The 26102-nt window shown below is 38.2% G+C and carries 25 protein-coding genes and 1 tRNA gene; 15 read left to right on the top strand and 11 right to left on the bottom strand.

Annotated features, from left to right (window positions below; translation table 11 throughout):
- Positions 1–224 precede the first annotated feature (224 nt).
- The 7 genes from HCJ55_RS04220 to HCJ55_RS04190 all read left to right on the top strand — a co-directional run bounded on the left by HCJ55_RS04220 (position 225) and on the right by HCJ55_RS04190 (position 7456).
- Positions 225–1796, top strand: coding sequence for a Vga family ABC-F type ribosomal protection protein (locus tag HCJ55_RS04220; RefSeq protein ID WP_185502490.1), 1572 nt, complete (start codon positions 225–227; stop codon positions 1794–1796).
- A 121-nt stretch (positions 1797–1917) separates the two neighbouring features.
- Positions 1918–2958, top strand: coding sequence for a permease (locus HCJ55_RS04215; RefSeq protein ID WP_185517152.1), 1041 nt, complete (start codon positions 1918–1920; stop codon positions 2956–2958).
- An 18-nt stretch (positions 2959–2976) separates the two neighbouring features.
- Positions 2977–3816 (top strand): TIGR03943 family putative permease subunit, encoded by an 840-nt coding sequence (locus HCJ55_RS04210; protein ID WP_008947304.1) that lies wholly within the window; start codon positions 2977–2979, stop codon positions 3814–3816.
- Positions 3817–3904: 88 nt separating this feature from the next.
- Positions 3905–4825, top strand: a complete 921-nt coding sequence (gene coaA, locus HCJ55_RS04205; protein ID WP_185503783.1) for a type I pantothenate kinase — start codon at positions 3905–3907, stop codon at positions 4823–4825.
- A gap of 115 nt (positions 4826–4940) precedes the next feature.
- The gene (locus HCJ55_RS04200) at positions 4941–5663 is read left to right on the top strand and encodes an ABC transporter ATP-binding protein (protein WP_185517150.1); all 723 of its coding nucleotides are present in this window, start codon (positions 4941–4943) and stop codon (positions 5661–5663) included.
- The gene (locus tag HCJ55_RS04195; RefSeq protein WP_008947307.1) at positions 5663–6778 is read left to right on the top strand and encodes an ABC transporter permease; all 1116 of its coding nucleotides are present in this window, start codon (positions 5663–5665) and stop codon (positions 6776–6778) included. Before HCJ55_RS04200 ends, HCJ55_RS04195 begins: the two co-directional genes overlap by 1 nt.
- Positions 6779–6799: 21 nt before the next feature.
- Complete coding sequence (locus HCJ55_RS04190) at positions 6800–7456, top strand: TetR/AcrR family transcriptional regulator (protein ID WP_185480220.1); 657 nt, start codon at positions 6800–6802, stop codon at positions 7454–7456.
- A 33-nt stretch (positions 7457–7489) separates the two neighbouring features.
- On the opposite strand, the gene ltaS is transcribed toward HCJ55_RS04190, so the two are convergent.
- The gene (ltaS, locus tag HCJ55_RS04185) at positions 7490–9451 is read right to left on the bottom strand and encodes a lipoteichoic acid synthase LtaS (RefSeq protein ID WP_008947309.1); all 1962 of its coding nucleotides are present in this window, start codon (positions 9449–9451) and stop codon (positions 7490–7492) included.
- Between the two features lie 258 nt (positions 9452–9709).
- On the opposite strand from ltaS, the gene HCJ55_RS04180 reads away from it, so the two are divergent.
- Together HCJ55_RS04180 and HCJ55_RS04175 are read left to right on the top strand one after the other, a co-directional pair.
- Positions 9710–10333 (top strand): DNA-3-methyladenine glycosylase, encoded by a 624-nt coding sequence (locus tag HCJ55_RS04180; RefSeq protein ID WP_185517148.1) that lies wholly within the window; start codon positions 9710–9712, stop codon positions 10331–10333.
- 108 nt (positions 10334–10441) lie between these two features.
- Positions 10442–11110 (top strand): class A sortase, encoded by a 669-nt coding sequence (locus HCJ55_RS04175; RefSeq protein WP_008947311.1) that lies wholly within the window; start codon positions 10442–10444, stop codon positions 11108–11110.
- Here HCJ55_RS04175 and HCJ55_RS04170 read toward each other — a convergent pair.
- Positions 11100–12161: a DUF3829 domain-containing protein gene (locus HCJ55_RS04170; protein ID WP_185517146.1), complete on the bottom strand. Its 1062-nt coding sequence runs from the start codon at positions 12159–12161 to the stop codon at positions 11100–11102. The two genes, HCJ55_RS04175 and HCJ55_RS04170, sit on opposite strands and share 11 nt — an antisense overlap.
- A gap of 132 nt (positions 12162–12293) precedes the next feature.
- Between HCJ55_RS04170 and HCJ55_RS04165 the strand changes: the two genes are divergently transcribed.
- Both HCJ55_RS04165 and lplA1 read left to right on the top strand, forming a co-directional pair.
- Positions 12294–13025, top strand: a complete 732-nt coding sequence (locus HCJ55_RS04165; RefSeq protein ID WP_185517144.1) for an MBL fold metallo-hydrolase — start codon at positions 12294–12296, stop codon at positions 13023–13025.
- A 23-nt stretch (positions 13026–13048) separates the two neighbouring features.
- Positions 13049–14044 (top strand): lipoate protein ligase LplA1, encoded by a 996-nt coding sequence (gene lplA1 / locus HCJ55_RS04160; protein ID WP_185517142.1) that lies wholly within the window; start codon positions 13049–13051, stop codon positions 14042–14044.
- A gap of 40 nt (positions 14045–14084) precedes the next feature.
- Here the strand turns inward: lplA1 and HCJ55_RS04155 are convergent, their stop codons facing one another.
- Complete coding sequence (locus tag HCJ55_RS04155) at positions 14085–14690, bottom strand: TVP38/TMEM64 family protein (protein WP_008947315.1); 606 nt, start codon at positions 14688–14690, stop codon at positions 14085–14087.
- Positions 14691–14838: 148 nt separating this feature from the next.
- Entirely contained in the window at positions 14839–16902 is a 2064-nt protein-coding gene (locus tag HCJ55_RS04150; RefSeq protein ID WP_185517140.1) for an ArnT family glycosyltransferase, read from the bottom strand.
- Between the two features lie 187 nt (positions 16903–17089).
- Here HCJ55_RS04150 and HCJ55_RS04145 point away from each other — a divergent pair.
- The 4 genes from HCJ55_RS04145 to nfsA all read left to right on the top strand — a co-directional run bounded on the left by HCJ55_RS04145 (position 17090) and on the right by nfsA (position 19683).
- Positions 17090–17160, top strand: a tRNA-Gly gene (locus HCJ55_RS04145).
- 97 nt (positions 17161–17257) lie between these two features.
- Positions 17258–18400 (top strand): tRNA epoxyqueuosine(34) reductase QueG, encoded by a 1143-nt coding sequence (gene queG / locus HCJ55_RS04140; protein ID WP_185502500.1) that lies wholly within the window; start codon positions 17258–17260, stop codon positions 18398–18400.
- 20 nt (positions 18401–18420) lie between these two features.
- Positions 18421–18930 (top strand): tRNA (uridine(34)/cytosine(34)/5-carboxymethylaminomethyluridine(34)-2'-O)-methyltransferase TrmL, encoded by a 510-nt coding sequence (gene trmL, locus HCJ55_RS04135; protein ID WP_185502501.1) that lies wholly within the window; start codon positions 18421–18423, stop codon positions 18928–18930.
- 12 nt (positions 18931–18942) lie between these two features.
- Positions 18943–19683 carry an oxygen-insensitive NADPH nitroreductase gene (gene nfsA, locus HCJ55_RS04130; RefSeq protein ID WP_185503773.1) on the top strand — a complete coding sequence of 247 codons (741 nt, stop codon included), beginning with the start codon at positions 18943–18945 and terminating at the stop codon, positions 19681–19683.
- A 49-nt stretch (positions 19684–19732) separates the two neighbouring features.
- Here the strand turns inward: nfsA and HCJ55_RS04125 are convergent, their stop codons facing one another.
- The 7 genes from HCJ55_RS04125 to HCJ55_RS04095 form a co-directional block, all read right to left on the bottom strand.
- Entirely contained in the window at positions 19733–19894 is a 162-nt protein-coding gene (locus HCJ55_RS04125; RefSeq protein WP_008947320.1) for a lmo0937 family membrane protein, read from the bottom strand.
- 76 nt (positions 19895–19970) lie between these two features.
- Complete coding sequence (locus HCJ55_RS04120; protein WP_008947321.1) at positions 19971–20429, bottom strand: low molecular weight protein-tyrosine-phosphatase; 459 nt, start codon at positions 20427–20429, stop codon at positions 19971–19973.
- A gap of 12 nt (positions 20430–20441) precedes the next feature.
- A complete protein-coding gene (locus HCJ55_RS04115) occupies positions 20442–21188 on the bottom strand; it encodes an SMI1/KNR4 family protein (RefSeq protein ID WP_185517364.1) in 747 nt (248 codons plus the stop codon).
- 95 nt (positions 21189–21283) lie between these two features.
- On the bottom strand, positions 21284–22246 hold the full coding sequence (locus HCJ55_RS04110) for a hypothetical protein (protein WP_185503772.1): 963 nt from the start codon (positions 22244–22246) through the stop codon (positions 21284–21286).
- A gap of 42 nt (positions 22247–22288) precedes the next feature.
- Positions 22289–23257, bottom strand: coding sequence for a tetratricopeptide repeat protein (locus HCJ55_RS04105; protein WP_185517138.1), 969 nt, complete (start codon positions 23255–23257; stop codon positions 22289–22291).
- A gap of 33 nt (positions 23258–23290) precedes the next feature.
- On the bottom strand, positions 23291–24265 hold the full coding sequence (locus HCJ55_RS04100) for a tetratricopeptide repeat protein (RefSeq protein WP_185503888.1): 975 nt from the start codon (positions 24263–24265) through the stop codon (positions 23291–23293).
- An 11-nt stretch (positions 24266–24276) separates the two neighbouring features.
- Complete coding sequence (locus tag HCJ55_RS04095) at positions 24277–26082, bottom strand: HSP90 family protein (protein WP_185517136.1); 1806 nt, start codon at positions 26080–26082, stop codon at positions 24277–24279.
- Positions 26083–26102 lie beyond the last annotated feature (20 nt).

Genomic DNA, 26102 nt, shown 5'->3' with positions numbered 1-26102 from the left:
GCGCTATAATGGAACCATCAAACGAAAAGGAGTGTTATCTTAAGCCGATGAAATTCTAATCCTGTACTATATGAAAAAATGAAGAAAGCTATCCAATTGTTGGGTAGAAACTATTTTTTCGGACGGGATTCGTATGTTCATTTCGCATGATAACTCTAGCTCTAAGCCTTTTTTGGCGTAGCTTCGCGAATTCCTCTCTGAAAATATTCAGGAGGTTATTTTTTATGTCTATAATCGAAATTAATCAATTAAAAATAGAAGTAGGGGACAGAACTTTAGTTGAAATTCCTCATTTACTCGTCCACAAAAAAGCAAGAATCGGTATCATCGGTCAAAACGGCCTTGGAAAAACGACACTCATGGAAGTAATCGCTGGCGAGAGTGAAGCCACATCAGGCAACATAACAACACATGGCAAACTCGCTTATATTAAACAACTGCCTAGCGAAAAAAGCACCAAAAGCGGCGGCGAAAAAACAAGAAAAGCTATCCAACATGCGATGCGTCAAAATCCAAGTGTTCTCCTAGCAGACGAACCAACGAGTAATCTAGATGTCGATAGTGTAAAACATTTAGAACGCCAGTGGAGCGATTTTCACGGTGCGCTACTAATTATCTCGCATGACCGCGCCTTTTTAAACGCACTTTGCACGGAAATATGGGAAATTAAAAATCAAAATATCCACATCTACAAAGGAAATTATCAAGCCTATTTAGAACAAAAAGAGCAACAAGAAAACCAAGCGGAACTTGCCTACAAAGAATTTAAAAACAAAAAGAAACAGCTAGAAGCATCCCAAAACTATCACGAAATCGAAGCGGGACGGATTGTTAAACCAGGAAAACGCCTAAATAATAAAGAAGCCAGCGCCTTTAAAGCCGGAAAAGGCACACAACAAAAGAAACAACATAGCACGATCAAAGCGTTAGATAAGCGAATCGAACGGCTCGGTAACGTCGAAAAACCACATACGACAAAGCCGATTAAAATCATCACCCCAGAAAATCGCTTAATCAAAAAAGGAAATACAATACTAAGCGCGAAAGAAACAACCTACGAAGTCGCTGGACGCAAACTCTTTGAAACAAACGCCTTTTCAATCAAAGCGGGTGACAAAGTAGCACTTATCGGTGAAAACGCAAGCGGGAAAACCACTTTTTTAAAAGAAATAATTCAAGAAAATCCAGCGCTCATATGCAATTCTCAAGCAAAAATTGCCTATTTTGACCAAGAACTGAAAGGGTTAGATTTAACAAAAACACTTTTAGAAAACATCACAGATAGAAGCGTCCAAACCAAACAAGTAAACCGAGAAGTACTTGGCAGTATGCATTTCAAAGAAAGCGACTTGCCTAAAAAAGTAAGCATGCTCTCTGGTGGGGAACGCGTAAAGCTATTTCTTAGCATGCTCCTTGTCAGTGATGCCAATTTCTTGATTCTCGATGAACCGACCAATTACTTGGATATTTATGCAATGGAGGCTCTAGAAACTTTAATCAAGCAGTTTAGTGGAACCGTCTTGTTTGTTTCCCATGACAGAACCTTTGTAAAGCAAGTTGCAGAGGAATTACTCGTCATCGAGAATAACGAAATGACGTTCCACCGCATGACGTTTGCAGAATATGAAGAAAGCAAAGCACCAAGTCGAATCACAGAAGAAGATAAATTAATTTTAGAAATGCGCATGTCAGAAATTGCAGCCAAGCTCATGCAGCCGAATTTAAAGCCCGCAGAAAAGGCTAAGCTTGAACAAGATTATCAAGAAATTATCACAAAAAGACAACAATTTAGTTAAATTGTTGTCTTTTTATTCAAGCAAAATAAAAAATATAGTCATTTATCTTTTACTTGATTTCTGCAAAAGATAGGCTTAGAATCAAATAGTTATTAAAAAGAGTACAGAAAGAAGGAATCCCATGTTTAGTCATCTACCGGATTCATTCCTACAAATGAATACCATTTTTATTTCGATTTTGATTGAGGCACTGCCGTTTGTGTTAATTGGTGTTTTTATTGCTGGCTTTATTCAAATGTTTATATCAGAACAATTCATTGCCCGAGTTATCCCGAAAAACAAATTTTTAGCCGTTATTGTCGGCTCGTTTATTGGTATATTTTTCCCTTCCTGCGAATGTGGAATTGTTCCTATCGTTCGTAATTTACTTGCAAAAGGTGTGCCGCTACACGCCGGAATTGCCTTCATGCTCACAGCGCCGATTATTAATCCAGTAGTCTTATTTTCCACCTATGTTGCCTTTGGAAGTACGTGGGAAGTTCCGCTGTTACGTGTTGCCGGAAGCTTAGTCGTAGCGCTCGTTGTCGGAAATATTATTGCTTATTTTTATAAAGGAACAGGCTTGAAAGATCGCTTTTTAAAATATGAAGCAGCCAGTGAAAAAGTCGCTGTTCCAGCTGGAAACCTAGCACTTTCTGGCGGCCCCACAGAAAGTACCACAACTAATTTTCAAGTATTAACAACTGAAGTGGCTCCCGCAGAAGTAGCGCATACAGACCATGCGCACCATCATCACGGCGAAGAGCACACACATGCAAAAATGACATTAAGCCAAAAAATCTGGCATACCGTACAACATGCCGTGGACGAATTCTTTTCAGTCGGCAAATACCTCGTTTTCGGAGCATTAATTGCCGCTGCGATGCAAACATATATTAAAACATCCACACTCGTTTCCATTGGGCACGGTCCGATTTTATCCATCTTACTCATGATGGTTCTTGCCTTTGTATTATCACTATGCTCCGAAGCAGATGCCTTTATTGGCGCCTCTTTCCGAAGCGTATTCTCCACACAATCCATCGTTGCATTTTTAGTGTTTGGCCCGATGCTCGATATTAAAAATTTAATGATGATGTTAGGAGCATTTAAAGCAAAATTTGTCTTATTAATTGTTACTAGTGTAACGATTGTCGTCTTTTTATACGCCCTAGTAATTTAACCGAAAGTAGGTGAGCAGATGTTTCGCGTATTTATTTTATTTGGATTTGGTTTTTATTTGATGCAGTTACATATTTCTGGTGATATCAGTAAATATATTAATATGAAATACGCTTATTTATCTTTTTCCGCAATGATTGCCGCATTTTTACTTGCGATTATTCAGCTAATTATGGTTTTTCGCGATGAAGATATTGGCGCGAAAACAGAACATATGGGGCATACCCATGACGGCGAAAATACGATTTGGAAAAAGATCATGGTGTACGGTTTACTTTCCTACGCCTTAATCGCTGGTTTCCTTTTTCCAGTCGCAACCCTTGATTCAACAATCGTTTCGGCTAAAGGATTTCATTTCCCAAAAAACAACGCGGCTGGAGATGACCCATACGCTCAAAATCAGTTTTTAAGACCAGATACGAGTGGCTATTTTGGAGAAACCGATTATGAAAAAATGATGGCGAAAGAGAAAGCCGAAATCATCGACCAAAATCCAATCAAAGTCAATGACAGTAATTATTTAATGACGATGGAAATTCTCTACAATTATCCAGGCGAGTTTACAGGCAAACAAATCGAATTTACGGGGTTTGTTTATAATGATGATGTCACCAAAGATAATAACCTGTTCTTGTTCCGTTTTGGAATTATTCACTGTGTCGCGGATTCAGGTGTGTTCGGAATGCTCGTTCAAATGCCCGAAAAAACCGATTTGAAAAATGATACATGGCTTTCCGTAAAAGGAACCATCACCCAAGAATACTATTCACCTTTCAAAATGAATATTCCATCTGTGCAAGTAGAAAGCTATAAAGAAGTAGCAAAACCAAAATCAGTTTATGTCTATCGTAAATATTAAATCGCTACTTGCGGATTTATGCAGCTTGCGTTATCCTTAAATAAAGCTGTTTACGTTTTCACGAATGAATTAAAGGATGGAACATTGAATGAATGATTACAACCACTACTTTCATTTCCAACGAGAAGAATGGCGCAAGCTGGAAGTGAGTAAGGACCAAATATTAACTGCAGAGGAACTAGAAGAAATACGTGGTTTAAATGACCGAATTTCTTTACAAGATATCTCTGAAATCTATTTACCACTAATAAAACTAATTGCGATTCAATACCATGAAGCGATTTTTATTCATGGCGAAAAAATGGAATACTTAAAGAAAAAAGAATCGCGTGCACCATTTATCATCGCATTAGCAGGAAGTGTAGCTGTTGGGAAAAGCACAACCGCGCGGGTTTTCAAATTAATGCTCGATCGCTGGTTCTCCAAAACGAGACAAGTTGAGCTTGTAACAACAGATGGCTTTCTCTACCCAAATAAAGTCTTAGAAGAGCGCGGCATCATGGACAAAAAAGGCTTTCCAGAAAGCTATGACCGTGACCGTTTTGCCAAGTTTTTAACCGACCTAAAAGCGAATAAAGAAGACGTCGAAGTGCCACTTTATTCGCATTTCACCTATGATGTTTTAGAAGAAACGCGGATGATGCATAATCCGGATATCGTGATTATTGAAGGAATCAACGTCCTTCAAGCCGACCAACATGAAAGTTTATTCCCAAGTGACTTCTTTGATTTCTCCGTTTACATGGATGCCAATGAAGCGGACATTAAGAAATGGTACTTAGAACGTTTCTTCATGCTTCGCGAAACAGCTTTCCAAGACAAAAGCTCCTATTTCCATCCATATACCAAAATCAGCAAACAAGAAGCCGAAACTTTTGCACTGGGTGTTTGGGATACAATCAACGGAGTCAACTTAAAAGAAAACATCGAGAAAACAAAATACCGAGCGGATCTAGTGCTTCACAAAGGTACAGATCACCTCATTTCAGATATTTATTTACGCAAATAACCGAATGCAGAAAGAAGGAAACTTCTTGCTGCGTTCGGTTTTTTCTTTACATTAGAGAAAATCGGAGTACAATGAGAAGTGAGTAATCACTCATTTAGGAAAAGGAGGGAAAGCAATGTCAGAAATAGCGATTAATGTAACGAATTTAGACGTGAAAATCGGCAAGAAACAAATTTTATCTGATATGTCACTCGAAATAGAAAAAGGGGAAATATTCGGCTTAATCGGTCCATCCGGTGCTGGCAAAACCACGCTCGTCAAAACAATCATCGGCATGGAAAAAGCCACAAGCGGCCAAACCGAAGTACTAGGAAAAGTAATGCCTAATCTGCCCGTCATTAGCAAAATTGGCTACATGGCCCAATCAGATGCACTCTACACCGATTTAACCGCCAAAGAAAACTTAGATTTTTTTGCTTCACTTTATTCTATTAAAGGTGCGGCCAAGAAAGAGCGCATGAACTATGCAGCCAATCTCGTTAATTTACAACAAGACTTAACCAAAAAGGTAACCAATTATTCGGGAGGGATGAAGCGGAGGCTCTCTTTAGCTATTTCTGTACTTGCAGATCCTGACGTCCTTATTCTAGATGAGCCGACAGTTGGAATTGATCCAGAGCTAAGAAAAACCATTTGGGAAGAACTAGCAGACTTGAAAGCAAACGGCAAATGTATCCTTGTAACGACACACGTGATGGATGAGGCCGAAAAATGTGACCGACTTGCAATGGTTAGAAACGGAAAAATAATTGCCGTAGGGACCCCACAGGAGCTCTCAAGCAAAACTTCGTCTGGTAAACTAGAAGATGCCTTTTTAGAGTTTGGAGGGAAGAACTAATGCGAATACTTGCTATCGTCAAACGAATCGTCAACCAATTTCGTCGTGACAAACGCACACTCGCTTTAATGTTTCTCGCGCCACTCTTACTAATCACACTGCTCACTTATTTATTTGAAGGCGATACAGTGAAGCCAGTCGTTGGCGTAAGTGGACTAACTGATTCCATGGTTCAAGAACTAAAAGCAAATGATCTAACCATTAAAACATACCCAGACAATACCGATGCAACAGCTAAAATTAAAGATGCCGACCTCGATGCCTTTTTCCAACAAAGTGGCGAGAAAATCGAAGTAACCTATGAAAATAGTGAACCAAGCCTAAGCAAAGAAATCGGCTTAAAACTACAAAAAGCATTGATGGCCGAGCAGCAAACACAAGTAAAAAATCAAGCAAAAGCAACCGGAGAAGCACTCGCTAAAGCTGGAATCGATCCAAGTACTATCCCGGCCCTTACACAAAGCCCAGAAAAACTAACCATTTCAACCGATTACGTTTACGGGGATAAAGACACAAGCTTTTTTGATACCATTAGTCCCATCTTCATTGGCTTTTTCGTATTCTTCTTTGTCTTTTTAATCGCTGGAATTTCGTTCTTACGTGAAAGAACAACTGGCACGCTGGAGCGACTGATGGCAACACCAATTAAACGGATTGAATTAGAACTAGGATATTTAATCGGCTTTGGAATTTTTGCCTTACTACAGTCCATTTTAGTCGCCGTATTTTCCATTCAAGTACTCGGCATGATGCAAAACGGCTCGTTATTCTACGTTTTGCTAATTACCTTGACACTCGGAATGGTTTCGCTAGCACTAGGAATTTTACTATCAACCTTTGCGAATAATGAATTCCAAATCGTTCAGTTTATTCCAATCGTTATTGTGCCACAAGTGCTATTTTGTGGGATTTTCCCGCTCGACGGCATGGCAGATTGGCTCGTTTGGATCGCGCACATTATGCCACTATATTACGGCGCCAATGCATTAACGTCCATCATGGTAAAAGGAGAAGGATTTGCAGCGTTTGCGAATGATTTCTACATTTTACTCGGATTTGTTCTCGTATTCGTCGTATTAAATATTTTTGCTTTAAAAAAATATCGGAAAGTTTAACTGGAAAGGAAGAGATACCACGTGGATGCAGAAGGAGATATCATCCGTCAAATGCTTGATTTAACGGAAAAAGAAACCAAAATGAGTGAAAAGCAGCGCCGAATTGTTGCGGCTTCCATCGAACTATTTGCTGAAAAAGGCTACGCTGGAACTTCAACGAATGAAATTGCTAAAAAAGCAGGAGTCGCTGAAGGAACCATTTTTAGACATTATAAAACGAAAAAAGATTTATTAATGGCAATCACGATGCCTACGCTCATTGGTGGAGTGATACCATTTTTAGCCCAAAGCTTTGTAAAAGAAGTTTTTGAAAGTGAATATCCGGATTTTCAGTCGTTTATTCGTGAAATTATCGTGAATCGTTTTGAGTTTGCTAAAGAAAATGGCAAGGTCATCAAAATTTACTTTATGGAGTTGTTTTATCATGATGAACTGAGAGTGCAATTTTCGGAAATTTTTATGACCCATGTAAAAGGGCAATTTGACCAAATGATTGACTTTTATAAAGAACGTGGCGAAATAGTAGATATGCCAAATAGCACGATTATGCGGGCGCTTATTACTAATATAGTTGGTTTTATGCTAACTAGATTTGTTGTTATGCCAGATGCTAATTGGGATGACCCAAAAGAAATTGATGATACCGTTTCGTATATTATGCGAGGATTAGCCAAATAAAAAATGAGTCCAGATATTCTGGACTCATTTTTTTTATTTATTCGTTGAATCAGTTGATTTTTTCTTATTGTAGTTGTATTTACTTGGATCTACTTTTTGGAAACCATCAGGAGCATAGAAACGTAACAAGTCGCCTTGTAGTACAGAATCGGAAAGCTCTAATTCTTTCGCAACTTTTTCTTTTGTTTCTTTCATTTCCTGTGTTTCAGTAGCAATTGGTTCACCTGTTTTTTGATTATACATGTTACCACCAATCATCGAGTAAGTAGGGGTTATATAATCACCATTTCGGAATGGAACCAGTTGTTTGTGATCTTTAGAAAGTAAATCTGTACCAAATTGCAAGTACTCTTTGTTATCAACACCAAGTAAGTGAAGTAGTGTCGGTAGTAAGTCAACTTGACCACCGTATTGTTCTTGAACGCCACCTTGAACCCCAGGAACGTGAATCATTAGTGGAACACGCTGCGCTTGAGCATTTTCAAAAGTGTTGTAATCTTTACCAAGAATTTTCGTCATTGCTTCTTCATGGTTGTCGGAAATACCATAGTGGTCTCCGTACATGATAATGACTGAGTTATCGTAAAGGCCAGATTTCTTCAAGTAATCAACAAAGCTCTTAACAGATTCGTCTAAATAACGAGCTGTTTGGAAATACGTATCTACAGATGAATCGCCAGTCGTTGCCGGAGCAATCGTAGCATCTTTTTCATCAATTGGATATGGAAAGTGGTTCGTTAATGTAATAAATTTCGTATAGAACGGCTGTTGTAAGGACGATAGATATTCTTCGGATTCTTTAAAGAATGGTTTATCTTTAAGGCCATAGTTAGAAACATCTGCTTCGTTCATATCGTAGTAACTAGCATCAAAGAATTTATCGTAACCAAATTGTTTATAAATTTCATCACGATTCCAGAAGCTCTTATAGTTACCGTGGAACACAGCACTCGTATAACCTTGTTGACCTAAAATAGCTGATGCAGATTCATACGTATTTTGCCCTTTAGTAGTAAAGGCAGAACCTTGAGGCAAGCCGTAAAGCGAGTTCTCAAGTAACATCTCAGAGTCAGCTGTTTTACCTTGACCAGTTTGGTGGAAGAAGTTTGTAAAGCTTAGCGTATTCTGGTCTTTAAAGAAAGAGTTAATAAACGGCGTTACTTCTTCTCCATTTAGTTTGTAATTCACTAGGAACTGTTGGAAACTTTCTAAGTGAATGTAAATCACGTTTTTGCCTTTCGCTTTACCGAAATATTCCGGATTTGGCGCGGCGTATTTGGATTTAGTATAGTTTAAAACTTCGGTAACATCACTACTATCAGCAAGTGCACGCTGCGTAGATGATTCGGTACTTTTTACTGCGTCATAGATTTGGTAGTTAGTCATACCAAGATATTTAACAATATAATTTCTATCAAAAGTTCTTGTTAACAGTTGTGGACGATCAATTTCTGCAAGTCCTAAGTTACCAAAGAACATCGCGATACCAAGCGTTAGAACACCAACAACTTTTCTCGCACGAATACGGGCAGTTTTGTCTGGTTTTACAAAGCGGAAAGCAAGTAGTGCAATTAAAATAATAATATCCGCGAAGTAAATAATATCGTGCCAGCTGAGTAACGCTGTGATACTACTTCCCATGTCGCCCATGTTTTGCATTTGTTTTGCGTTTAGATTCGGTAGCGTAATAAAATCACTAAAGAATCGATAATAAACAATATTTGCGTAAAGAATGAAACTCATTAAAAAGTCAATAACGATAATCCAAATGAATGAACGACGTCCTTTAGCAAAAAGGGCAAGACCGATAAAGAAAATGGCCCCGCTTAATGGATTAATGAACAGCAAAATTTGCTGCATAAGATTTTCTATGCCAAGTTTAAATTCAAGTTGATATGCAATATACGTTTTTAGCCAATAAAGAATGACGGCTAGAACAAAAAATCCATAATTCTTGCTTAAAAACGTTTGGATTTTTATTTTCCAATCCTTCATGAAACACCTCTCCTACACACTATTTACTCGTTTTATTTGTTGTTTTCCTGAAATGAAAAAAGCAGCTGTACTATGTAAAAAAACAATGTCATACAGCACCCACTTTAACATAATTCTAACACAAGATTAATAAAAGGCAAGCTATAACCTATCCGTCTGAAGTCGGATTTATTCGGAAATAGGCGGATATAACTAGTCAAAAAAGAACCATTTGGAATAGAATTCTGCTAAAATAAAAAGAAAACATTGAGGTAGAAAATGAAGTCAATTATTACGAAAGATTTTTTCGAAAGGAAGACGACAATTGAACTTGCAAGGGATATTATTGGCATGCGTCTCGTGCATCAAACAAGTAATGGCAAACTGTCTGGCTTGATTGTAGAAATAGAAGCTTACCTCGGAGTAACCGACATGGCGGCACATAGTTTCCAAAACCTTCGAACAAAACGAACAGAAGTGATGTTTGAGTCGCCCGGCACCATCTATATGTACCAAATGCATCGCCAAGTCTTACTTAATTTCATCACCATGCAAAAAGGTATCCCAGAAGCCATTCTAATTCGTGCAATAGAACCTGACGAAGAGTCACTTGCACAAATGGAATGCCATCGCCACGGAAAAACTGGTCGTGAACTAACAAACGGCCCTGGAAAATTAACGCAAGCATTAGGATTAAGTATGCAAGATTACGGGAAAACTCTTTTTGATAGTAACATTTGGCTAGAAGAGGCAAAAACACCGCATATAATAGAAGCAACTAATCGAATCGGGGTACCTAATAAAGGAATGGCAACTCATTTCCCTCTAAGATTCACCGCCAAAGGAAGCCCATATATTTCTGCCCAACGAAAAAGTAGCATTTTGTCCCGGGTTTGGGAGTAATTTTACAATTTTGTCACAGGTGAAGAAAATACTTTAAGCAAGTTACTGATTTTCTTTGCTTCAAAGGGAGAGCTACTATATAATGAAATAGTTACAAGGAGGAATTATATGTTAAAGAAAACAATCGCAATAATTATTTTAATCATCGGGTTACTATTAATTTTTTCCCCATTCATCAAAAACGGTATCGTGAAATACATGAGTGGTCATGAAACAATCGAGCAATATAATGCATCAGATATAAAGAAAAATAATAAAAAAGACGCTACATTTGATTTTGAAAGTGTGCAACTACCATCAATGACGTCCGTTCTTCAAGGCGCAGCGAATTATGACAAAGATGCAGTTGTCGGCGCGATTTCCGTTCCATCTGTAGACGTGAGCCTACTAGTATTCAAAGGAACAAATACAGCTAACTTGCTTGCAGGTGCAACAACTATGCGTTCTGATCAAGCTATGGGTAAAGGGAATTATCCGCTCGCGGGACATCATATGCGTAATGAGTCGATGTTATTCGGCCCAATCATGAAAGTCAAACAAGGCGACAAGATTTATCTAACAGATCTTGAGAACTTATATGAATACAAAGTCACTGAAACAAAAACAATTGATGAAACAGAAGTAAGCGTTATTGACAATACAAAAGACGCTAGAGTGACACTGATTACATGTGATAAGCCAACCGAAACAACGAAACGATTTGTTGTCGTTGGTGAACTAGAGAAAACCGAAAAACTAACAAAAGAACTAGAGGATAAATACTTCCCTAGTAAATAAAAATAATCCCCACAGAATTTATTCTGTGGGGATATTTTTTATGGAAAGAAAGCGAACCATTATAATCACTTATTAGACTATTGTATTCCTTTATTAATTTTTCTGGCGTTCCTTCTATTGTTTCAATAAAGATAGGATTTTTTAGCTCATCTTCAGGTATGGCTTGTTTCTTTTTCGCGCGGTCGAGTATTAACGTAGCTTCTGCTTTTGTGCTTGTCACTTTTTTTACTAAGAAAACAAGGTCATTACTCGTTAATTTTTCTTTTTCTAGTTGCGCTTCATCTGTACTTGCTTTGATGAATGCCTCATAAGTTTTTGTTAAATGGCTATATTGCTTTTCGTAAGCTGCAATATCTAGCTCCGTTACGTTAGTTGCATTTATTTGTTGGTTGCGAAGTTCTGCGACCAGCTTTTCACTAGCAGAAATAAAATTATTTAAGGCAAGGCACGTCAGACTGCCAGATTTTTCCATTTCTTTCGCTGCAAAATCTTGTTGCGCGGTGTTTAGTTTTTGCATTGCTTCATTAAATGATTGTATTTCTTTATTCGAATTTTGGATGGAAGTAGTTAATTCTTTATGGAGTGTGGCAGCTTTTGCATAATTATCATCCAAATAACTTTTAGAAGTGAAGTAAGTTTGTAATTCATTAAGTATGTGGATTTCATTAGTTATTTCGTTGGAAAGTTTTTCAAAATTTTTATCCATTGGAAGTGATGGTGCTTTACTCACGGAATCTTCCATAGCGATAATAGCATTGGCTGTTCCAGCAGGATTTCTAATAGGTGTTAAGAAATCGTTATTGCTCGGTATTTTAAAATTGCCATTTTCATCAGAATAACTTTTTAAATAGTTCGCTCTTGCGTTTACAAAATCATAATTAATAGCGTTACTTAGTTTTACATAATCGTTATACTTTACTAATTCTTCTTTGGTGTATAGGCCGTTATCGGTTGCGGAATTTTCTTTTTTATCACTACCACAACCAGCAAGTAAGCTGACGGAAAGCGCGATAATGAGTAAACATAGGCCGGACTTTTTAAAATAATTCAATAGTTGATCATCCTCATCTGTAAATTTAAAAAGGTGCTTTCTTAGTGTAGCATTTTTTCTGGATGATTTCTCCTTTTATTGTAAATGTTGTATCATAGACATGAGGTTTACTTTGAGAAAGGAAGTGCAGTGATGAAACTAACCGTTTTTGGACATTGGGGTGGCTATCCGGTAGCAAATGAAGGAACATCGAGTTATTTACTAGAAGAAGCTGGATTTAAGCTATTAATTGACGTCGGAGCAAGTGCTGTTTCGATTATGCAAAACTATATTGATCCTGATGATATTGATGCGGCAATTATTTCTCATTACCATCCAGATCATGTAGCAGACGTAGGGATTTTGCAACACATTCGACTATTATCACAAAAAAAGGAAAAACCGCCAGTCTTGCCGATTTATGGGCATAAAGAAGATAAACGCGGCTATTCTTTTTTAGAAATGGCAGGCGTAACAAAAGCAATCGAGTATAAAGCGGACGACACACTGGAAATTGGACCGTTTAAAGTAACTTTCTTAAAAACAGTTCATCCGGTGCCTTGTTATGCAATGCGAATTGAAGCTGGCGGGAAAGTTTTCGTATACACCGCAGATAGCGCTTATCAAGATAGCTTTATTCCTTTTGCGGAGGGCGCAGATTTATTAGTAACCGACACGAATTTTTTCCATGATTTAGCGGGGAAAACGAAAGTCCATATGGCAAGCACAGAAGTCGCGAAAATTGCCAAAGAAGCTAGTGTGAAATCATTACTACTAAGCCATTTACCCGAAGTTGGCGATTTAGAAGTATTGAAGCAAGAAGCAGCAGCCATTTACACTGGAGAAATCACGCTTGCATCAAAAGGTTTGACGAAAACATTTTAATATAGAAGAAAAGGGGTAGGGGTATGTATTTTGTAGATAATAATAATGAAAAAGATCCTCGTATTAATTTGGCTGTGGAGGAGTTTATTTTAACGGAATTGAAGCTAGATGAGCCGGTTCTGTTGTTCTACATCAACAAGCCTTCGATTATTATTGGGCGCAATCAAAATACTGTAGAAGAAATTGATACGGAATATGTTGAAAAAAATGACATTATTGTTGTGCGCAGACTTTCCGGTGGTGGCGCAGTTTATCATGATGAAGGAAACTTGAATTTCAGTTTTATCACAGAAGATGACGGAGATTCGTTCCATAATTTCGCGAAATTCACCCAACCGATTGTGGAAGCTCTTAAACGTTTAGGCGTCAATGCGGAACTAAAAGGGCGCAATGATTTGTTGATTGATGGCTTCAAAGTGTCTGGAAATGCCCAATTTGCAACAAAAGGCAAAATGTTCTCACACGGGACATTGATGTACGATTTGAACATAGATAACGTTGTGGCATCGCTAAAACCACGGAAAGATAAAATCGAATCAAAAGGTATTAAGTCCGTTCGTAGCCGTGTAGCAAATATTTCTGATTTTATGGATCAAGAAATGACAACCGAGGAATTCCGCGATTTACTATTACTTTACATTTTTGGTGTGGATAAAGTAGAAGATTTGAAAGAATACAAATTGACTGCGGCGGATTGGGAAAAAATCCACGAAATTTCTGCTAAACGTTATGGCAATTGGGATTGGAATTATGGGAAATCACCAAAATTCGACCTAACGCGCACCAAACGTTTCCCAGTTGGCGCAGTGGATGTTCGCTTAAATGTGCAAAAAGGGATTATTACCGATATCAAGATTTTCGGAGACTTTTTCGGCGTGAAGAATGTAACGGATATTGAGGAGAAATTAATCAATACAACTTACAAACGGGAAGCTTTGGCCGAGGCTTTAGCGGATATAGACGTTAAAGAATACTTTGGTAATATCACAAAAGAGGAATTTTTAGATTTACTTTATTAAAAAAAACGGAAAGCACGCATAAGGCGTGTTTTCCGTTTTTTTATTTGAGATTTTTTCCTGACATCCAACGTTCCAGCCGTTTTCCGACAAACCATAAAATGACGACGGAAAGAGCTAAGATGGCCAGTTTAAGCGGTTGGTGAATTAAGTCGACGAAATCATAGCCGATATAGCTAATCGCAAAAACTTTAATTAATTTCCCACCAACAAGCGCTAATATAAATTGATATACTTTTATTTTAGAGAGACCTGCAACGATATTTACGGCTGAAGATGGTGTAAAAGGCATTACAAGTAAAATGAAAATCGGACTAAAACCATGTCTATCAATCCATTCCATTACACGTTTGATTTGTTTATGACCCGAAATAAATCGTAAAAATCGTGTCTGCCCAAATTTCCGTGCGAGCAAGAATACACATAAACTACCTGCAATTGCTGCTGTCACTGATATTAAAAAACCGCCAAGTAGTCCGTAGGCATTTACATTAACTACAACGAATACTATAAATGGTAAAAATGGTAAAAACGCTTCAATAAATGGTAAGAAAAAAGCTAAAAGTGGACCTAAATTCCGATATTCACTTAGCCAATACATTAAGTTATCATAAGAAAAGAAATTCATCATATCCTGCCAAAATGTCATAAGCAAGCCTCCTGTAGTCTTTAACAACATACTTTATTTTCTCACATAAAAATGATAAAGCGCTAATAAAACAGCTTGAATATCGTTAAAATCCTAGTTTTAAACCAGGATTTTAACATTTTAACGATGAACTTCATTTTCAAAGGAATTATTTTAATTGATAAAGCGTTCCTTCCCCAGAGCCATTCATTCCGGGAGCGCCGCCGTTTGTATTTTGAGAAGCGCTTGAAGTAGTATCGTCGTCCGTGGAAGTGGAACTGCTCCATTCTGATTGATCAATCTCGGTACCATTTTCTTGAATCCATTTTACCACATCTGAGTCGGAAGCTTTACTATTTGATGGAAGATAAAAATATTTTATTTCGCCAGATTTAATCATTTGTTTTAGCTGTTTGACCGTGAGCGTTGGGTCTGTACCGTTGAATCCTCCGAGGGCCATAACAGCCTCTTTGGTTTTAATAATATAAGGGCCGGCTGTCGTGGCGTCCGTTGTGCCAAATAAATATGTTTCGCCGGTATTATTTTTTTGTAAATAACTAATCAAACCACTATCAACTGAGGCATCAGCAAAACCGCCGCCACTGGATTGTTTTAATTGTGGTCCAGCTTCAGGCAAGGAACTATTTCCACCGTATAAAAGGGGTGTCAAGGACCAATAAGTTGGTGCGATAAGCAGAATTGCTAAAGCTAGCGCTGTTATTTTCGCCGCGAATTTTGGCTGTTTTTGTCTAATTGCAATTAACAAGGCGGAAACCCCAAGTGCAGCAATCCCGATAACAGCTGCTAAAATTGGCAAGTAACTAGCCACAAAGAAAGCTTGAAGTGCGCCAGTTAGTGTAAGTGTAGTTGGTAAAAGAAATTTTTGCCAATTATCTTTATGACGATATAGGCGGAAGAGTGCGACCAAGCCTGCGCCGCTCAGTACTGCAATTGGTGGAGCTAGCATAATTAAATAATAATGATGGAAAAATCCAGCAACACTAAAGAATCCGGCGACTGGAATGAGCCAAGCTGCCCAGAAGACCATTTCTTTTTGCTTAGAGTTCAATTGATAAATTCGCTTGTTTTCATTTCGATAAGCTAGGAAAATCGCTAACATTCCGATGATAGCCAGTGGTAAAAACCAACTAATCTGATCACCAAGTGCGGTTTGGAATAAACGAAGCGGTCCAGCATTTCCTGTGCCAAACATGCCTGTGCTACCAGTCATTTTCGAGCCTGTTCCGCCATTTGCAGTGTTACCAGGACCTCCAGTTGGTGGCGTGCCGTTATTACCTTGAGGAGGCGTTCCAGCATCACCATCTGCACCGCCTTGCATATTTCCACTTGGAGGCGTTGGCGGTGTCGCATTGCTAGAATCCGTGGAATTATTGCTTGGTGGCCCACCCATCTCCATATTGCCACCGCTACTACCAGTACCAGTTTCCTGACCAAGTAGCCGCTCCATGCCGTTATAGCCAAATGCAAGCTCAAGCACTGAATTCGTTTGACTACTACCAACGTATGGGCGTTCAGACGCAGCAGTTTGATCCACCACGACTGCCCATGAAACAGACACGCCAAGCATTAAAATGAGCGCGACCACTAATTGAATAAGCTTTTTTCGCCAGCTTAATTTTACCGCGATAAAGTAAAATAAGAGGAATGCTGGAACAACCATAAAAGCTTGGAGCATTTTCACATTAAATCCAACGCCAATCAATCCAAAAGCAAGCAGAAGCCAACCAAATTTAGCACGATAAACCGCTTTAAAAAGGAAATAGGTTGCCAGTAATAAAATAAATACCAGAATCGCATCCATGTTATTCGTGCGTGTTACTGCTACCGCGATAGGCGTAAGTGCCATGATTAACGCGGTAATTCTTGCAGCCCAAGTACCAAATCTAGGTTTAACGAGCACGTAAAGCAAAATTACCGAACCGACACCAGCTAAGGCTTGCGGCAAAATAACGCTCCAACCATGCACGCCAAAAATCAGCGCACTAATCGCTTGAAGCCAAAGTGCAACAGGCGGCTTGTCCACAGTAATAAAACCAGCAGGATCAAAAGCCCCGTAAAAAAAGTTGTGGAAGTTTTGCACCATACTTGTCACAGCAGCCGTATAATAAGGATTTACCGTATCATCATTCCAAATACCATAAAAATTAAAAAAGATAGCAATAACAATAATCCCAACAAAATAAAAATCCCAACGTTGTATCCATTTCTTCATAGCTTTCACTTCTTTCCATTAGATAATACCTTTTATTCTAGAGTCAAAATATGAAAAAAACGTGAATAAATCTAGAAATAAAGTAGATATTTAATTTTTGGAAAGAAATTTCGGAAAAAGTCTTGTCAAAACTTACATAGAATGGTATTATATAAAAGTTGTTAAAACACTAAGAACTACTTACCGTGCGGGTGTAGTTTAGTGGTAAAACTACAGCCTTCCAAGCTGTTGTCGTGGGTTCGATTCCCATCACCCGCTTTATATTTTTTATAAATCCTGTTATCAACGCAGTGTTTCGACCTTTTTAAGCGAAGCATTGCGTTTATTTTATTGCCTGAAAATAAGGAGAGAGGGGATGAAGATAGTGAAGCCAGAATCGGATTATGCAACATTAAAAGAAGAGCTAATTGCCTATGCACATGAAATTGGTATTCAAAAAATTGGTTTCACCACAGCAGACCCTTTTTTATTTTTAAAAGAACGGTTACTGGAAGCCGAAGCATTAGATCTCTTTACAGGTTTCGAGCATCCGGTAATTGATGAGCGTGTTTACCCAGAGCTAATTTTCAAAGAACCGCAGTCGATTATCGCGATTGCTCTTGCTTACCCGTCTAAATTAAAAGAAGCACCCGTCAGCAAAAAAGAAGCAAGACGTGGCGTTTTCGCACGTGCTTCTTGGGGCATCGATTATCATACCGTTTTACGAGAAAAATTAGCATTATTGGAACAATTTTTAAGCGAACGGTTACCTGATGTGCGGATGAAATCGATGGTAGATACCGGTGAATTATCAGATGTTGCTGTGGCAGAACGAGCTGGCATTGGCTGGCGCGGAAAAAACACTTTACTAATAACGCCAGAATACGGCTCTTGGGTCTATTTAGGCGAAATGATAACCAATATACCTTTTGAGCCAGATACGCCAGCAAGCGACCTGTGTGGCAGCTGTAACCAATGCGTTAAAGCATGTCCAACAGGTTCCTTACTAGGTGAGGGCAAAATGAATCCGAAAATTTGTTTAAGCTATCTTACCCAAACAAAAGACTTTCTAGATGAAAAATATCGCGAAGTGTTGCATAATCGTTTGTATGGTTGTGATACTTGTCAGGTTGTTTGTCCTTATAATCGTGGACATGATTTCCACTTTCATGAGGAGATGGAGCCAGATGCAGAACTTGTTCGTCCAGAATTAAAGCCACTTCTACATATTTCCAACCGAGAATTCAAAGAGAAGTTTGGCGATATGGCAGGCTCGTGGCGCGGCAAGAAACCAATCCAGCGCAATGCTATTATTATTTTAGCGCGCTATAAAGATAAAACAGCAGTGCCAGATTTAATCGACTGCTTGCAAAATGATCCGAGGCCAGTTATCCGCGGAACAGCCGGCTGGGCGCTACGCAAAATCGGCGGGGCTGACGCAGAAGCCGCTGTCCAAAAAGCGCTTCAAACCGAACAAGATGAACAAGTACTACAAGAATTAACTGCGATACCAAATTAATAGAAACCAGGTGAAAAGAAATGCCAAATCATATCGTACTATACCAACCAGAAATCCCTGCAAATACCGGAAATATCTCCAGAACTTGTGCTGGAACAGATACTTATTTACATTTAATTCGTCCACTTGGTTTTTCAACCGACGATAAAATGCTCAAACGCGCCGGACTCGATTACTGGGATAATGTCAAACTTTCTTATTACGATTCTTTAGATGAATTTTTTGAAAAAAATGCTGGCGGAGAATTTTTCTACATTACCAAATTTGGCCGTCATGTTTATAGTGACATTGACTATAGCGATCCAAACAAAAACTATTTCTTCGTTTTCGGAAAAGAAACTACAGGTTTGCCAGATGAACTTTTACAAGATAATGAAGAAAACTGTTTACGAATTCCGATGACGGACCATATTCGCTCGCTGAATTTATCGAATACAGCAGCAATTTTAGCTTATGAAGCATTACGTCAGCAAAGTTTTGGCGCGCTTTTACAAGAACCAAATTATGATCGGAAAATATTTCAAGACTAAGGGGGAGTTAGGATGAATCAGGCGATCGATGCCATTCTAGGCCATTACTCTGTGCGAAAATTTGAAGACAAGGACTTAACGAAAGAAGAGTTGAGCTTACTTATCAAGAGCGCACAAGCCGCTTCTACATCCAGCTTTGTTCAAGCATACTCCATCATTGGAATAACAGATAAAACACTTCGCGAACAAATCTCAGCAATTGCGGGAAACCAACCGTATACCGTACAAACAGGACAATTATTTATTTTCGTGGCCGATTTAGCGCGCCATCATGCGATTTTAGAAGAACATCAAGTAAATACAGAAGCACTTGAAACCTCTGAGAAATGGCTTGTTTCTGTGATAGATGCTGCACTTGCTGCACAAAATATGGCTATCGCTGCAGAATCACTAGGACTAGGCATTTGCTTCATTGGCGGAATTCGTAACAATGTCGCACAAATCGCCGAAATTTTGGATTTGCCACCATACACCATGCCACTATTCGGCTTAACCATTGGCCATCCAGCGGCAGACAGCGAAAAAGCCAAGCCAAGATTGCCTCAAGACTTGGTATATCATGAAAATACCTATCAAAAAATGGACTCAACCATTTTAGCAGAATACGATGAACAAATTAAAATGTACTACGACGAAAGAACAGCTGGCAAACGCGTCGAAGGCTGGTCCGAACAAATCGCCCGCGGACTTGGAAAAACAAGCCGACTCGACTTAAAAGCATTTTTAGAAAAACAACATTTAAATCAAAAATAAAAAGAGCGGTTCGGCACATTGTAATAATGCGCCGAACCGCTCTTTTTATTTATTTCTTTTTATTCCTAGCCATTTGAATTAGATTCCAAATAACGAGAATTAAAACGATTACTAGCAAGATATTAATTAATCCACCCGCAATATGGAAAATAATTCCAAGTAACCAAACCGCTAATAAAACAACGATTATTCCCCAAATAATTCCTAACATGTAAAAAACCTCTTTCTGAACTTTTGATTGTACTCTTATATATTCCCGCAAGCCCAGTCTTTAAACATATTAACTATTATTTTTGTGTAATATAAGCTAAAAGTGCCGTTACACCTTCCGTTATCATCCGCTCTGTTTCATCAAAATCCCCTGTATAATAAGGATCCGGAATATCTTTATCCTCTTGACCAGGCACAAAAGACATCAGCGATCGAATGGCTACATTAGGATTACTATTAAGCTCATTTAAATCAGCTAAATTTTGCTGATCCATCCCAATAATAAAGTCTGCCTCATTAAAATCCGTATCAGAAATTTTCCGAGCGCGCATTCCCTGATAATCAACACCATGCTTTTTCAAAACGGCTTGTGTTCCGCGATGAGGTGGTTTTCCTAAGTTCCACGTACCCGTTGCAGCTGAATCAATTTCGATTTCATTCGTTAACCCAGCTTCCGTGACTTTTTTACGAAAAAGCCCCTCCGCCATTGGTGAACGACAAATATTTCCTAAACACACAAAAACAACTTTAACCAATTAAATTCCTCCTTAGTTCCATTCTTTATATAATGCAGCAACAGCTTCTTGATTTATTCCATCACTAACTTGAAGCAACTCGAAAATCTGCTCCACAAGATCCGGAACGAGTTTTCTCCGGAAATAAAGCAATTGATTTTCAAATAAGTTATACACGACTAAATTATAAGGGATTTCCTGCTTTTTAAGTAAACTTATTAGCGTTTCTAAATACCACTTTTTATCCGAATAATCCTCTAATAACTCCAGCAATTGCTTTGTTTTTTGAACATTACTCGAAGCCAGAATTTGTTCTAATTTTTTTACCGGAAATTGTTCCGCAAAATCAATTGGAAAAGGACTAAAATATAATTCCTCTAAAAATGTTGCCATATTTTCCGCAACAATGAGTGTTTGCAACGTTTCAAAGTCCACATAAATAATACTCGGCTGAGACGCATCATTTGGATAAGAAAAGCCGATATAGCGCGATTCATCTCGGTGAAAGTAAACTTGTTTTCCCGCAAGATCAACATCTTTTTGTTCCGGGATATTTGTTAATAATTCATCCAAGCTCGCCAAATAATAAATTTCAGCAAAATCAAGCCCATAAGAAGTTGGCTCTGTAGTCGGGAAATGATTTTTACGAATCAATCCACCATTTTGCTTCAATAGTAATTGTTTATATGCAGCTGGCAAAATCAAGCCAAGCGCCGTTTCTTTTTCATGTATAGCTTGTTCAGTCGCAGCTTTATTCCCATTTTCTACCCAAATTGTCATCATCTTCAACTCCTCCCTGTATTATCCTAAAAAAAGCGATTGAGCGCAAATAAAAGAACATAGCTAGGCGATTTTCCTAACTATGTTCCATACATTTATTTTAAAAGATCCTGATAATAACTATTTCCATTACGCGCATCAAACTTGGCTGTTAAAGTTTCTGTCATTTCCACCAAATCTGCTTCCGTTTCTCTATCAAAAAGAGGGTAGGCAGCTTGTAAGAAAATAAGACGGTCTAATCCACTTTCAGATTGAAGAACCATTTCCTTATTCACATCAAGAACTTCGCGTGCTTTCTCGGTTTGATTACTAAGCACTAAGTATTTAAGAAGATCGCCAAGTGGAGGAATTAACCCGCTTTGTTTTTCGACCATTGGATAGCCTTTATCAAAGCATTCTTGCGCCATTTTCTCCTCACCAAGTTCCAAATAAGTCAGCGCCATCAGGCCATACGTCAGATGAGGAACTTCCTGGCAACTTTGATTTCCTTCGATAATTGGTTTCGCTTTTTTCTTCGCATTTTCAAAATCTTTTATGAAACAATAATAGTGGACCTGATCCTGCGTTTCGCAAGCGGCACAGTCATTTAAGTAATCTCCTTGTGTCGAAATCCATTGTTCGAAAAATGCTTTGGCTTCGTCCACTTTTCCCATCCGCATTGCAGCAAGGGTGGAAACTTTATAGAAAGGGCGGAGAGAGTAATTTTGCTGCTCATATTTTACTTTCATATCGTTTAAAAGTTGATCAATTTGTGCTTTCGATACTTCTGCAAAAGTGGGAACATCTTCACTAATCCATTTATATTTCCAAAGAAGATCCTGTGTGTCGTAATTAGATGCATCATCTTCCCATAATTTCGCTAACCAGCTAAAAGCTTGTAATTGTTTTTTGGGGAATCCGACCGCGGAACATGTATCAATTAAGATATCGCGTGCTTCAATCGCTGTGTCCATATCATTATGCGCATCAGCCCCAGCAATTACTCGTTCCAATAATTTAATTCTTTCCGGTCCATCTTCTAAATCCCAAGACATATCAAAATCTACTAAATAATCCATTGTTGTTCCTCCTGTAGTATCTCTAAATTTTGTGAAACATTTTTAATAAGCATTCAAACAATCTTGATAATAACTATTTCCATTCCGATTGTCAAACTTCGCCGTCAAAGCTTCCGTCATTTCCACCAAATCAGTTTCTTTCTCCCGGTCTAAAAGGGGATAGGCGGCTTGTAGGAATAACAGACGATCCATTCCGCTTTCTGCTTGAAGAACGATTTCCAGATTGGTATCGATGACTTCGCGTGCTTTTTCTGTTTGGTTTGTCTTCACTAGATATTTAAGCAAATAGCTGAGTGGTTGGATTAAGGCGCTCTGTTTTTCCACAAGCGGATAACCTTTATCAAAGCATTCTTGCGCCATTTTCGCGTCGCCGAGTTCCAAATAAACAAGCGCCATTTCCCCATAAGTATAATGAGGAACTTCAGCGCATGCTAATTTTCCGTTAATAATCGGGGTAGCTGTTTCTTTAGCTTTTTCATAGTCTTGAATAAAGTAATAGTAACTAACTTGAGCACTCGTTTCGCAAGCACGACAATCATTTAAATGATCAGCTTTCGTGTTTATCCATTTATCAAAGAGTTGTTTTGCTTTTTCGACATCACCCATCCACATGGCACTAATTGTAGAAACATTATAATAAGGACGTAGTGAGTAATTTTGTAGCTCAAATTTCACCTTCATATCCTCTAAAAGATTGGCAATTTGCGTTTCTGATATTTCATCAAAAGTGGCAATTTGTTCACTAATCCATTTATAATCCCAAAGCAAATCAAAAGTATCTACCGAAGAATTATCGTCTTCCCATTTTTTTACTAACCAACCAAATGCTTTCAATTGTTTTTTTGGAAAACCTGCTGTTAAGCAAGTTTCTATCAATAATTCCCGGGCTTCAACAGCACTTTCGACATCATTATACATATCAGCACTAGCGATGGCTTGTTCCAATAATTTCACTTTTTCAGCATTATCATCCATTCCCCAAGCTTCTTCTAGTGCATTCAAATAATCCATGGTTCCCCTCCAGTAGAATCTTTACAAAACTTGTTAGTAAGATTCTAAAATACTTTGATAATAACTATTTTCATTACGCGCATCAAACTTCGCCGTTAAAGCTTCCGTCATTTCCACTAAATCAGCTTCTTTTTCCCGGTCGAAAAGGGGATAGGCTGCTTGTAAGAAAATAAGACGGTCTAATCCACCCTCGGCTTGGAGAACGATTGCCAAATTGGTATCAAGGACTTCACGCGCTTTTTCTGTTTGCTTAGTAAGCACTAAATACTTAAGCAATTGGCCAAGTGGCGGAATTAAGGAACTTTGTTGTTCCACAAGTGGATAACCTTTATCAAAGCATTGTTGTGCCATTTCCGCATCTCCAAGTGCTAAATAGGTAAGAGCCATAATACCATATGTTAAATGAGGAACCTCTGCGCAACGCTGTTTTCCTTCAATAATTGGTTTCGCTTTTTTCTTTGCTTGTTCATAATTTTTTACGAAATAATAATAATGTATTTGGTCTTGCCGTTCACAAGCAGGGCAATCATTTAAGAAATCTTCTTTCGTATTGCTCCATTTTTCAAATAGTTCTTTTGCTTTTTCCACATCACCCATCCGCATTGCCGCAAGAGTACACACTTTATAGTAAGGTCGTAGCGAATAATTTTCTTGTTCGAATTTTACTTTCATATCATTCAAAAGTCCGTCAATCTGAGCTTTCGATACTTCATCAAAAGTCGGAACATGTTCGCTAATCCATTTATATTTCCAAAGAAGATCTTCTGAGTCAATATAGACATCGTTGTCTTCGTCTTCCCATTTGCTAATTAACCAACTAAAAGCTTGTAGTTGTTTTTTCGGGAAGCCGACAGTTAAACAAGTTTCAATCAACATATCACGAGCATCTATGCCAGTTTCTACATCATTATGCGCATCTGCGCCAGCAATGATTCGTTCTAGGATTTTAATTTTTTCAGGCGAATCTTCCATGCCCCAAACTGTTTTCATATCTTTTAAGTAATCCATCATTTTTCCTCCTATAGCATCTCTAAGATTCGTAACATATTTTGATTCATTAATTCCATTTCTTTCCGTTTAAGCGGGTAATGCCCTAACAGTAAGGCTTGGATATAAAGTACATTCACAATCACGGACAATTCATCCACACTTTTTCCAGAGCTGAAAAGTCGTTTAATCAACTCATTATCTAAATTTAAATATAAGTGAGCGAGCGGGGCAGGTTCTTGTTCTTTTTGAATGCTCTCTAAAATATCACTGAATACGGAAGTTGTTTCTTCTACTGCGCGTTCTAGTTCGCGTAACTCTTGTGTTGCCGTAGAATGGATGAAAATAATTGGTAAATCTTTTGGCTCAAAATGTTTGATTAGCACATCGGTGTCAAACTCAGCCATCATATTGTTCATTTCTGTCAAAATAGGTTGGTACGCTTGTTTTTCATCCGCTGTCATTGGACGCAATTTATCCGTCATTTCTTCCGGTTGGATTAAAACAAATTCAGTTCCTTCCACAAAATAACTTAACTGCGCTAAAATTGGCGAGTCGTAGGAATAACCACCATTAATCAGTGTCATACCGCTCGATCTCGCAATATCTTTAATTTGTCTAAAATCATCGACCGAATAAGTGTAATAGATGACATCGTTTTTTGCGATAATATCACCTAATTTTTCTTCACCATTCAATGTTCGAACTGGAAGATAAGGATAGATTAATTTTAAAAATGGTGCATCTTCACTAGCAAGTGCTTTAAAACCAAGATAATGTGTAGCTAATAATTTCATCAGCGCTTCTTCTGGAAGTGTTTCAATTCCTTTTTTCAGTGCAACGCCAAGCTCATCGGCAACACTCGTTAACCGCTCATTTTTATAAAACGCTTCACGGGAGGCAACAGGTTGAAGCTCATCCGTCCAAATTATACATTTAGCAAAGAAAGACCAATCCGGTAAAATATTATTTGCTTCACTTGTGACATACATATTATTTAAAAATACCGTATTTTTCCGGATAGCATTCATTTGCACAGCATGAGGAATCATATAAGCAATCCCAAATGTTCTACCAGATTCATTTTCAATTAAGAAATAGTCTTGGAAATGCGTCCCAAGGATATATTCGCCGTACTGAATAATCTGCTCTTTAGACAGTTTAAATAAGGTTTCTTTATCAGAAAACTTTTTGGTCCAGCTATTGATTTCTTCCTCTAAACCATTAATTTCTACTATTATATTACTTTCCAAAGAAGCACCATATTTTTTCAATGTATTGATTAAATATTCGACTTCCTCGCATTCAGGATGATCTTCTAAACCAGCGCGCAAACGTAAATAAACTTGCGTACCAGGTTCGCGAGTATCCGTTTCTATTTTGCGAACGGAATAAGTACCATCCGCTTTTCCGCGCCACTCGGTTGTACCGCCATCTTTTTGAGAGGTGGAAATCATCACAATTTCATCACTCACGATAAAGCAAGAAAGTAAGCCAATCCCGAAACGACCGATAAAGTCATTGGAGCTCTCGCCATCAAAGTTTTTTTCGCCTTTAGATGAATTAGCAATAGTAGCAAGAAAAGCATGAACCTCGTCTTCTGTTAAACCAATTCCATTATCTTCTAAAATTAACGTTTTTTCATTAATATCCCCGATTAGGGAAGCGTGAATTTTACCTTCTAAAGTTGGATCTATTTTTTTTCGGGCGCGAATGGCATCGGTTGCGTTTTGCAACAATTCGCGAATATAAACATCTTTTTCGTCATAAAGGTGGTTTGAAAGAATGTCAATCATACCAGCCAAGTTCACCTGAAAGCGGTGAGAATAATTTTCCATAGTCCGGGCCTCCTAGTTGT

Origin of the sequence: Listeria marthii (assembly GCF_014227425.1) — a bacterium.
Taxonomy (GTDB): Bacteria; Bacillota; Bacilli; order Lactobacillales; family Listeriaceae; genus Listeria; species Listeria marthii.
This window is presented reverse-complemented; position numbering and strand designations above follow the sequence as displayed.